This window comes from Pseudomonas sp. 3JA, from assembly GCF_036961705.1.
Lineage (GTDB): Bacteria > Pseudomonadota > Gammaproteobacteria > Pseudomonadales > Pseudomonadaceae > Aquipseudomonas > Aquipseudomonas fluorescens_Q.
On the sequence record NZ_JBAMDJ010000032.1, the window covers coordinates 71,365 to 81,785 of the forward strand.

General features: G+C 61.5%; 5 protein-coding genes. 1 reads left to right on the top strand and 4 read right to left on the bottom strand.

What is annotated here, in order from left to right; genetic code table 11:
* Positions 1-145: 145 nt before the first annotated feature.
* The 4 genes from V7773_RS22535 to V7773_RS22550 form a co-directional block, all read right to left on the bottom strand.
* Positions 146-1,861, bottom strand: a complete 1,716-nt coding sequence (locus tag V7773_RS22535; protein WP_336075225.1) for a DUF1302 domain-containing protein — start codon at positions 1,859-1,861, stop codon at positions 146-148.
* Positions 1,862-2,234: 373 nt separating this feature from the next.
* Positions 2,235-3,593, bottom strand: coding sequence for a DUF1329 domain-containing protein (locus V7773_RS22540; RefSeq protein ID WP_336075227.1), 1,359 nt, complete (start codon positions 3,591-3,593; stop codon positions 2,235-2,237).
* A 228-nt stretch (positions 3,594-3,821) separates the two neighbouring features.
* Entirely contained in the window at positions 3,822-5,969 is a 2,148-nt protein-coding gene (locus tag V7773_RS22545) for a 3-hydroxyacyl-CoA dehydrogenase NAD-binding domain-containing protein (RefSeq protein WP_336075229.1), read from the bottom strand.
* A gap of 63 nt (positions 5,970-6,032) precedes the next feature.
* A complete protein-coding gene (locus V7773_RS22550) occupies positions 6,033-7,241 on the bottom strand; it encodes an acetyl-CoA C-acetyltransferase (RefSeq protein WP_092344533.1) in 1,209 nt (402 codons plus the stop codon).
* Positions 7,242-7,630: 389 nt separating this feature from the next.
* Here V7773_RS22550 and V7773_RS22555 point away from each other — a divergent pair, with 389 nt between their 5' ends.
* A complete protein-coding gene (locus V7773_RS22555; RefSeq protein WP_336075233.1) occupies positions 7,631-10,306 on the top strand; it encodes a LuxR C-terminal-related transcriptional regulator in 2,676 nt (891 codons plus the stop codon).
* Positions 10,307-10,421: the final 115 nt, after the last annotated feature.

The window sequence follows — 10,421 nt, forward strand, 5'->3', positions numbered from 1 at the left end:
GAGAATCGAGCGAGGCAGAGGGGCAGAATAAAACCGTATTCCAGCAAGCATGACAAACCTCACTTCAGGGCTTTCGAAACGCACACCCATCAGGAACGACCGTCCGCGCGCGCAGGCGATCGCTCCTGGTGGTCGACTCGACCTGTCAGAACGTGGTCTTGAAGGTCAGAGATACCCAGTCACGATCCCAGTACTTACCCAGGGAGGAGTTATTCAGGCTGCCAGCACCGAGCTCATCGTCCGAATGCTTGGAGATGAAACCGTTGTACTTCAGATCAACGCTGTACTGGGCATAGATGTCCGCAGACACGCCCATGCTCCAGGTGCCCTGCCCTTCGTTGCTACCGAACATGACCGGCGAGTTACCGTGCAAACCGATATCGACAAACAACGGCATGGACAAATCGATTCCCGGCATTACCTGGTACCAGGTCGGCCGGAACATCAGAGACGCGCCTAGAGCATCGCGAGTCTGGCAGGCAATCTTGGTGGCGTTATGGTCGTCGGCGCAATTGTAGCCTTTACCATTGTACGTCTGCGCGTTCTCGGTGACTTCGTCCAGATAGGAGTAGTTCAGCTCAGCGGTCAAGGAAGCAGCATCATAGAACGGCGACTTACTGAAGTAGGCCACACCGTTGAACACGCCGGACCACAGTTTGCCGCGTGGCACCCAAGTATCCGGGGCGGTACCTTCCGGCACAAAGTTAGAAAGCGGCGTAGTAGCCAGCACCGCATCCTCGCGGTAAGTAATGTCGGTACCCCAGGAAATACCCCAGACCTGCTTGGACAGGCTCACGCCATATAACTTCTCCCGCTTGTTCGAGGAGTAGTCGATACCCGCTCCCGCCGGAAAGGCACCCACACCGGGAATGACCACCATCTTGGTCAGCACCAGCTGTGGGAAGCGGTTGGTGTACTCGCGGTAATAGAAACCCAGGGTGCCATCAAGCCACTGCGGCGACCAGCGGGCCGAAACGCCCCAGTCGCCGTGTTTCTTGTCCGGCTCATCGGTAATCTCAAAGGGCAAGCCGAAGACGCTGCCCCCACTGCCCAAGCTCAGGCCATCGATCGCGCCAAAATAGGTACCGCCGTTGGGGACCAGCATCGGCTTCCAGTCCAGGAGGTACTGCGCGGCAACGGTCAGATCCGGCTGCAACTGGGCGATCATGGATATCTGGTTGAGCGGTTTGAACAGTTCCTTGGCCTCGGTGCCCGGCGTGGCGAGCGCCTTGCGGATATCCACCGGGCCCTGCTGGTAAGACACACCGTTGACGAAGGAGAACAGCGATTCGCCCCAATACACGTTATGTTGGCCGGCCTTGAGGTTGACCGGCACGCTGCCCAGGTCGAAGCCGGTAAACACGAAGGCATCCAGGATCTCGCCAGAGGGGCCGTTGTTCCAGCGATCGGTGTAGCGGCTGTAGTTGTCGCCGTCACGTCCCGCGCCGTTGCCAGCACCACTGGCATCGAGTGCACGGTCTCCCTCGACATCACCGTCATAGGCCTGATCGTACCAGCCGCTGGCGCTCAGACGCGCACCGTGACGGTCTTTGTAAACGAAGTCCATCTCAGTGAGGATATCAACTCGATTGGTGACCACGTCGCCGGCATCGGAGAACTTGCGGTCGGACTGGTAGGCCGTCACATCGCCCGCGCCCGCGTCGTTTCCACAAATATCCTTATCGCAGTCATTCACCCGAAAACCCACGTTGTAACGCACGGTGTTATCCCAGCGCAGCGACATATCAGGATTGCCGAGATCGACCGTAACCGCATTTGCCGGCCCAGCCACACAAAAAACCATCATTGGCGCGACCAGCAGGTTGCCGCCCGCTGCCCGGTATCGACTTGCCATCTTCATAGACTTGGCTCCTTCTTGTTATTTATTAGCCCACTCGCACATCCCGAACATCGCGGCGGAACACTCCTGGCAGAGGAGCATGAATGCCCCGTACGATGACTACTGACAGACGACGTTACGCTCCACAGCCCCCACCCCTGTCGTCGGAACCGACGAATCCAGTTAGCGGGACGTGAGTCGATAGAAGTGGCCATAGGAAGCCCGGAAACAACAAGGCCCGCCGAAGCGGGCCTGTCTGCTGCCATCCATCGTCCAATACATCGGATAGGCCGGCATCTGCACCTTGGTAGGGGCACCTCCGGCGTCCAGCGATCCTTTTTGCAGACAGCACAAGGCCGCCCCGAAACGGATTGCGGCCTGTACCGTTATTCATTCAACGGATACCCGTCTGCCCCATGTTTTCGGGGGACCAGGTGGACTCCGGGGGGTTGCCAATCGCTGCGTAGCCGCCCCCCTTGAAACCCGTAAAGGACGGCAGAATGTAAGCACCTCGCTCCAGATCGAACGTCAGCGTATTGTCCGGAATCAGTCCATAGCCATACACATAGTTCGGGATGGTCAGCATGCTGTCGATGCGAATCAGCTTGCCGGTGACATCGTAGCTGTCGGCAGTACCGGCCCCGCTCGCATCCTCATCGATGTAGAAGCGCCGCTTGGGTAGCAGATGACGGAAGCCCGGTTTCAGCGTGGCCTCGACCACCCGCACACGGTGCAGCTCCCAGCGGATGCACTCCGGATTCGGGAAACTCTTTGTGAACAGCTTGTCTTCCGAGCACGCCTTGTAGTCGTAGACGGCGAAGTTGTTGTAGTTGATCAGCTTCTCCTCCACTCCCAGATACTTGAAGTCGTAGCGATCCTGTTTCCCCAGGATCAAACGCTGCTGATCCATGGTGGTGATGCCGCCCGCCACTGGCGACGGTGTGTCATAAGCCAGATCCGGGGCCAATTTGACCCGACGCTGGCCAGGAAGGTACTGCCAGGCGCGCTGTTCGCCGCTGACCTGGTAGCGTGCCAGCGTCTGCTCGCCGTTACGCCGGGCCGGGTCGTACACGAAGAAGCGTATGCGCCAAAACTCGGCATCGCTGCCTTTCGGACCGTTGTCGGTGGTATCCAGAAACTCGCTGGACTCCAACACCTTCAATGCATTCAGCAAAATCCGCCGAGCACTACCATCGACCAGATAGGATCGGGCGTTAATTTGCAAGGGCGGGGAGTACTGCAACTGGTGGTTCCAGATCACTTCGTTGCCGGTCTTCGGCAGCGGGAACGGCAGACCAGCATAGCAACCCTCGATACTGACCCCGGCGTTGGCGGTCTTACAGGCGTCCACGTTCTTGCGCGTATTGTCCTGATAGGTCTGCGGGAAACGCACAGTACGCCGAGTCTGGTAGACATTCATCTTGTATTCGGGGTAGCGCGCGAACAGCGCCTTTTGCCCCTCGGTCAGGCGCTCGGCGTACTGGGAAAGGTTCTGCGACGTGATGGTAAATATCGGCTTATCGTTCCACGGATCACAGAAGTTGGTCGGCTCGCCCTTGTCGTAGCAGGCTGGCAGGCTGAGCGGCTCGTCCGAGTAGGCCGGGATACTGCCGTCGGCATTACCGCTACGCTGCGCACCGAACGCCGTCAGCTCAGGCCCACCCAGTTGCCCGGCCTCGCTGGCGAAAGCTGATTGAACGGCGCCGGCCAGGACGGCAAGCGCCAATACGCTGGCTAGGTTGCTTCGCTTCATGTTTCCCTCTCTTGTTATATTCATCGGGTGGCGCCACCGTGGCAGCACCAGACTAGGGGTCAACGGGCTCGAGGACTTTCGCCCAGTACCCGCAAGCATTTCAGGCATTGGTGCAATCCGCCCGCCCCCAAGCTACGCGCCCGGGTCGCGGGGGGTCGTTGAATTTAACTTACGCTCAGCCCCCCCCGTTTCGGTCGTCGGAAGCGACGAATTGCGCCGCCACCAGGGTTAACGCAGCTCTTCACCCTTGGCGGCCTTTTCCAGCAGCAACACCGGTGGCGCAAAGCGTTCACCATAGGTCTGTGCAAGCTCACGGGCACGCTGAACAAAACGCTCGACGCCATAGCCGTTGACAAACTGCAAGAAGCCACCGGTCCAGGTCGGCGCACCAATGCCGAGAATCGAGCCGACGTTACCGTCCGCCACCGAGCGCAACACACCCTCCTGCAAGCACTTCACCGCCTCGATAACCTGACGGAACAACATACGCTCCTTGATATCCTCGACCGGCAGCACCACCTCCGGCCTGACGAACAGCTCGTAGAGCCCCGGCCAGATGGTCTTTTCGCCGCCTTCCGGGTAGTCGTAGAAGCCACCGCCATAGTGACGCCCCGGGCGGTTGTACTCCTTGATCAGGATGTTGCCGACCGCGTCGCTGTGGCTGTTGTCGAAGACGGTGGCAAACACGCCCATCTCCTTCTGCGTCTCGTTGACCTTACGCATCAGCTCCAGGCTGACTTCGTCGAGTACGGTCAATGGCCCTACCGGCATGCCGATCTGCTTGCCTAGGTTGTCGATCAGCAGTGGATCAACACCTTCCTGGAGCAGCTTGCAGCCTTCGTCGAAGTAGCTGCCGAAGGTGCGCGAGGTAAAGAAGCCCAGCGAATCGTTGACCACGATGGCGGTCTTGCCGATCTGCCGGGCAAAGTCGAAGGCCTTGGCCAAGGCCGCGTCACTGGTCTGCTCACCACAGATGATTTCCACCAGCGGCATTCTCTCCACCGGCGAGAAGAAATGGATACCGATGAAATTGGCCGGGCGCTTGGAGGCCTTGGCCAACAGGGAAATCGGCAGGGTCGAGGTGTTGGTGCCAAACACGGCAGACTCAGGCAACTGCGCTTCAGCCTGCTGGGTGACCTTGCCTTTCAGATCGACGCTTTCGAACACGGCCTCGACGACGAAGTCGACGCCCTGCAGGTCGGCATAGTCCACGGTGGGCTTGATCAGGGCGAGAATCTCGTCCTTCTTTGCTTCGCTCAGGCGCCCCTGGCTGACCGTCTTGCTCAGCAGCTTCTCGACATTGGCCTTGCCGCGCTCGGCGGCCTCCAGACTGACATCCAGCAGCATCACCTCGATGCCGACCTTGGCCGACACATGGGCGATGCCGTTGCCCATCATGCCGGCGCCAATGATGCCGAGCTTGCTCACCTTGCTCTTGTCGAAACCTGTCGGCCGACTGGAGCCACCGTTCACTTCGTTCATCTGGAAGAACATGGTGTTGATGATGTTCTTCGCCTGCACGCTGGCGGCCAGGTGGGTAAGGCCACGGGTTTCCACCAGCAGCGCGGCATCGAAGTCCAGCAGGGTAGCCTCCACCGCCACAGCGAGAATACGCTCCGGCGCCGGCAGCAGGCCGCGGGTGTTCTTCGCTGTCATCGCCTGAGCCCCGGCGATCATCTGCGCCACATGGGGTTGCTGCGCAGTTCCGCCGGGAATCTTGTGCCCCTTGTGATCCCAAGGCTGCAGGCTGACGCCATCATCGCCGACCTGCGCCTTTATCCAGGCCTTGGCCGCCGGCACCAACGCATCAGTCTGCTCGATCAGCTCATTGACCAGCCCCAGGGCCAGCGCTTCCGCCGGCTTCATGCGCTTGCCTTCAAGCAGCAACGGCAAAGCTCTTTCCAGGCCCAGATGGTGCACCAGACGAACGATGCCTCCGCCCCCCGGGAGCAGACCGAGGGAGACTTCGGGCAGGCCGACCACCGCGGCAGGGCTGTTGAGCAGCACCCGGTAGTTACAGGCCAGGGCGATCTCGAAGCCGCCACCCAGGGCCGCGCCATTGATCGCGGCGACCACCGGCACCGGCAAACGCTCAAGGCGGCGCAGGTCATTCTTCGTCAGCTCGATCTTGGCCTGAAAATCGGCTTCATCACCAGGCTTGAAATCGGTCAGCTCGTTAAGGTCGCCACCGGCAAAAAAAGTGCTTTTCGCCGAGGCGATGACGACACCGGTCAGGCCGTTTTCCTGCTCTAGGCGATTCACGGTCGCGGCCATGGTTTCGCGGTACAACTGGTTCATCGCGTTGACCGGCCCCGGCATATCCATGGTCACAGTGACAATGCCGTCGGCGTCCTTCTCGTAATTGAATGCGCTCATAGGTTGTTTCTCGTAGAAAGAGTGATCCGCCACGGCACAGACTCGCAGCGGCTTTGAAGTAGCTCAGAGGCGTTCGATGATGGTGGCGATACCCATGCCGCCACCGACGCATAGGGCGATCAGGCCGCGCTTGAGGTTGCGCCGCTCCAGCTCATCCAGCACCGTGCCGACCAGCATCGCGCCGGTGGCGCCGATCGGGTGGCCGAGGGCAATGGCACCGCCATTGACGTTGGTGACTTCCGGCGAGATATCGAGGTCGCGCATGAAGCGCAACACCACCGAGGCAAAGGCCTCGTTGATCTCGAACAGATCGATGTCCTGCACGCTCAGGCCCGCCTTGGCCAGGGCCTTCATGGCAGCCGGACCGGGGCCGGCCAGCATCAGCGTCGGCTCGGTGGAGAGCACCGCAGTGGCGACGATCCGCCCGCGCGGAGTAAGCCCCAGTTGCTGACCAATACGTTCGCTGCCCAGTAGCGTGGCGCTGGCGCCGTCGACGATGCCCGAGGAATTGCCGGCCGTATGGATGGGTTCGATGCGCGCCACCTGAGGGTACTTGCGCAGGGCTACGTCGCTGTAGCCGAGCTTACCCATGGCCGCGAATGAAGGCTTGAGCTGGCTCAGGGCCTCCAGGGTGGTGGCTGGTTTAATGAACTCGTCGCGCTCGAGAACGACCAGACCATTAAGGTCGCGCACCGGCACTACCGAGCGATCGAAGTAGCCACTGTCGCGTGCATGGGCGGCACGCTGCTGGGAAACCAACGCGAAGCGGTCAACATCCTCGCGCGAATAGCCGTCGAGCGCGGCCAGCAGGTCTGCCCCGATACCCTGGGGTACCGACTGCAACTTGAAGGCGATTTCCGGATCCTGAATCCAGGCCTGGCCGGCGGCGCCCATTGGCAGGCGCGACATCGACTCAACGCCACCTGCCACGATCAAGTCCTCCCAACCGCTGGCAATGCGACTGGCCGCCTGATTCACCGCCTCCAGGCCAGAGGCGCAGAAACGGTCGATCTGTACACCGGGCACGCTCTCGTCCCAGCCGGCGTACTGAACCACGCATTTGGCAACGTCGCCACCCTGCTCGCCCACGGGCTGGCCACAGCCGAGCACCACGTCATCGACACGCGAGGTATCCAGATCGTACCGCTGCTGCAGCTCGGTCAGCAGCCCGGCGGCCATGTGCACGGGTTTGACGCTGTAAAGCGCGCCATCTTTCTTGCCCTTACCACGCGGCGTGCGTACGGCGTCGTAAATGAATACTGCCTGTGACATTGGGAGGCTCCTCTTGGCGATTTCGGTTGCATGACCGAAGCCTATGAGCCTCCCTGACCGACCACATCGTCGGAAGCGACGATCACCGCAGTACTGCCGCACCGGACTATGCCAACCCGTATCCCCCGCCAGTGCCGTGCGACCGCGGGCGGTAGCCCGATAACCAGCCCAGAACTCGTTCACGAGCTCCTGGCCGTCGGCCATACGGTGTTTGAAACAGCCTCGAAATGCTCATTTACACCTCGTAGACTCCGCTTCCTCGGCTGTTTTAACCTTGCCTGGTTTTAGTCACAAGCGTTGAAAGGGCTTGCGCCAGGTACCGCTTGCCCCATAGTTTAAGAAACCAATAAGAACAGGCGGAGGCATCGCACCTCCATGAAGGATTCATGATGTCGTCGAATCACCGCTCCTTGCCCTACATCTCGCGAGCCAAGGTGACGCCTCCCGCCACCTCGCACTTCGAAGTCCCGCGTCAGGCCATGCTCGACCGTGCGGGCCAAGCCGAGACCAGCCGTGCCGTGCTGGTGCATGCACCAGCCGGCTTCGGCAAGACCACCTTCATGACCCAACTGCTGGCCCGCTATCGCCAACAGCGCATGACCACCGTCTGGCTTACCCTCGACGCTGGCGACAACGATGTTTCGCGCTTCCTCAGCGGTTTCGCCACCGCCATCGCCGGCCTACAGCCAGACGCGCCGCAACAGGACCTGGGCCAGTTGCGCAACACCGATCTGGTTGCCTGGATCCTCGACCAGATCGGTACACACCAGGCCCCGCTGGCCATTTTCTTCGACGACTTCGAAGCCATTCGCAACCCTGTCGTACTCGGCCTGGTGGCCCGCGGTATCGAGGCGATTCCGCACAAGACCTGCCTAGTCATAGGCAGCCGCACTTTGCCGGATATAGGCCTGGCCCGTCTGCGCGCACGCGGCAGCCTGACCGAGATCGATGCCGCCAGCTTGCGCTTCAGTGTCGAGGAAACCCAGGATTTCCTCACTCAGCGCCGCGGTGTCGGCCTGAGCAGCACCCAGGTCGAGCGCCTGCAGTGCAGCACCGAAGGCTGGGTCACTGCCCTCTGGCTGGCCTCGCTGGCCCTGGAGAACCACGGCGACACCGACAAGTTCCTCGATTCCTTCTCCGGTTCCAATGCGGCCATCGCCGCCTACCTTGCCGAGGATGTGCTGGCCGCCCTGCCCGAGCCACTGCGCCTGTTCCTGCTGCGCAGCAGCCTACTCGACGAGTTGAGCCCGGCTTTGTGCAACGCGATCTGCGGCTGCAGCGACAGCCTCGACATGCTGCGCGAATTGGAGCGTCACCAACTGTTCCTCGTCCCGATCGACGAGCAGCGCGACCTTTACCGCTATCACAGCCTGTTTCTCGACTTCCTCCGCCACCAGATGCAACGCCGTTACAACGAAGAGCTGCCAGCCCTGCACCTGGCCGCCTGCAATGCCTATCTTGCGCAAGGACGGGTCATTCCGGCCATCCGCCATGCTTTGCAGTGCGGCAATACACAGATTGCCATCGACCTGCTGCACCAGCATGTCGACATGCTGCTCAGTCAGGGCCGTCTGCGCCTGCTGGCCGAGTGCATCGGTCAACTACCGAAAGCAGAGCTTCAGCGTCACCCCCGACTGCAATTGATCCGTGCCTGGTGCACGGCCTTCACCTGGGGCCCCAAGGAGGCCCTGACCCTGGTGGCAGATATCGACAGCAGCACCCTCTCGGGCGAGTCCGCAGCCTATCTGCTGGCCTTGCGCCCGATGCTGCTGGTGATGATGGACCAATCCGAACGGGCCTACGAGATGGGCACGCAGTCCCTGGCCCAGGTGACCACCGCATACCCCTTCGCCTGGGCCATGCTCAACCAGGCGCTGACGCAGGCCAGCATCCTCCTCGGCCGACATCAGGAAGCGCACCAATACGTCGATGAGGCACGTCGGGCGCAGAGCGATTCCGCTGGCGCGTTCGGTTTCGTCCTCGCCGAATCGGCCGAAGCCCTGCTCGACATGATGGCCGGCCGCCTCAAACAAGCGACCGCGCGCCTGCGCCTGGCCACGACCATGCTCGAAGGCTCGCGCCGACGTGATCGCAATGGCAACGCCCTGGCCGCCGTCCAGCTGGCCGAGACGCTCTATGAAAGCGACGAGTGCGAGGAAGCCCTGCGCCTGTTACTGATCTATACCCCCCTGGTGCAAGATCTCGGTCTCTCCGACGGCCTAATCACCGCCCATACCCTGCTGGCCCGCATCGCCGACGACAAGGGCGACCGTGATCGCGCCCTGCAAATGCTCAGCGAACTGGAAAACGTCGGCCACCGCCTGGGTCTGCCCCGCGTCTCGGCCAGTGCGCGCCTGGAACGGGCCATGCAAACGCTGGCCCATGGCGACCAGAACGGCGCCCTCGAACAATTGGCCCTGGCCGAACAGACCTTTCCCTGGACCGAGACCGCGACCCACTGGGGCATCGCCAACGACACCCTGACCCCGACCATCGGCCGCCTGCGTTGGATGATCCGCAGTGGAGCGTCCGGCAAGGCCATCGCGCCGCTGCGCAGCGAGTTGGCCGAAGCCGAACGCCTGCAACGCGGGCGCCGGGCGCTGAAACTGCGCATTCTGCTGGCCGAGGCGCTGTACCGCGACAACCAGGCGAAAATGGCCCTGCGCACCTTGGAACGAGCCCTGAAGTTCGCCCAGACCGAAGGCTTCGTGCGTACCTTCCTGGAGGAAGGCGCGACCGTGCAGGTCATGCTGCGCGAGCTGCACAACGAACGCGAGGACAAGGACGCAACGGATGACAGCAGCCTCGAACGCTGGCTGCGCAGCAGCGCCACCGCTCAGCCCGCAGCCGGCAGCAACGGCACACTGGTCGACCCGCTGACGCAGAAAGAGCTGAAAGTGCTCAACCTGCTGGGCCAAGGATTGTCCAATGCAGCGATGGCGGAAAAGCTGTTCGTCTCCGACTCGACCGTGCGCACCCACCTGCGCAACATAAACCTCAAGCTGCACGCCAGCAGCCGCACCCAGGCCATCGCCATCGCGCGACGCATGGGCCTGTGCACCTGAACGCAAAACCACCCACCAGCGAAAAGACCGCCCTTGGGCGTAATGCCGATCAGTTAAGCCTCAAACCTGAGGGAGCACGCTTTGCTCCCACAGGTTTTGTGTCATGTGATCCTTT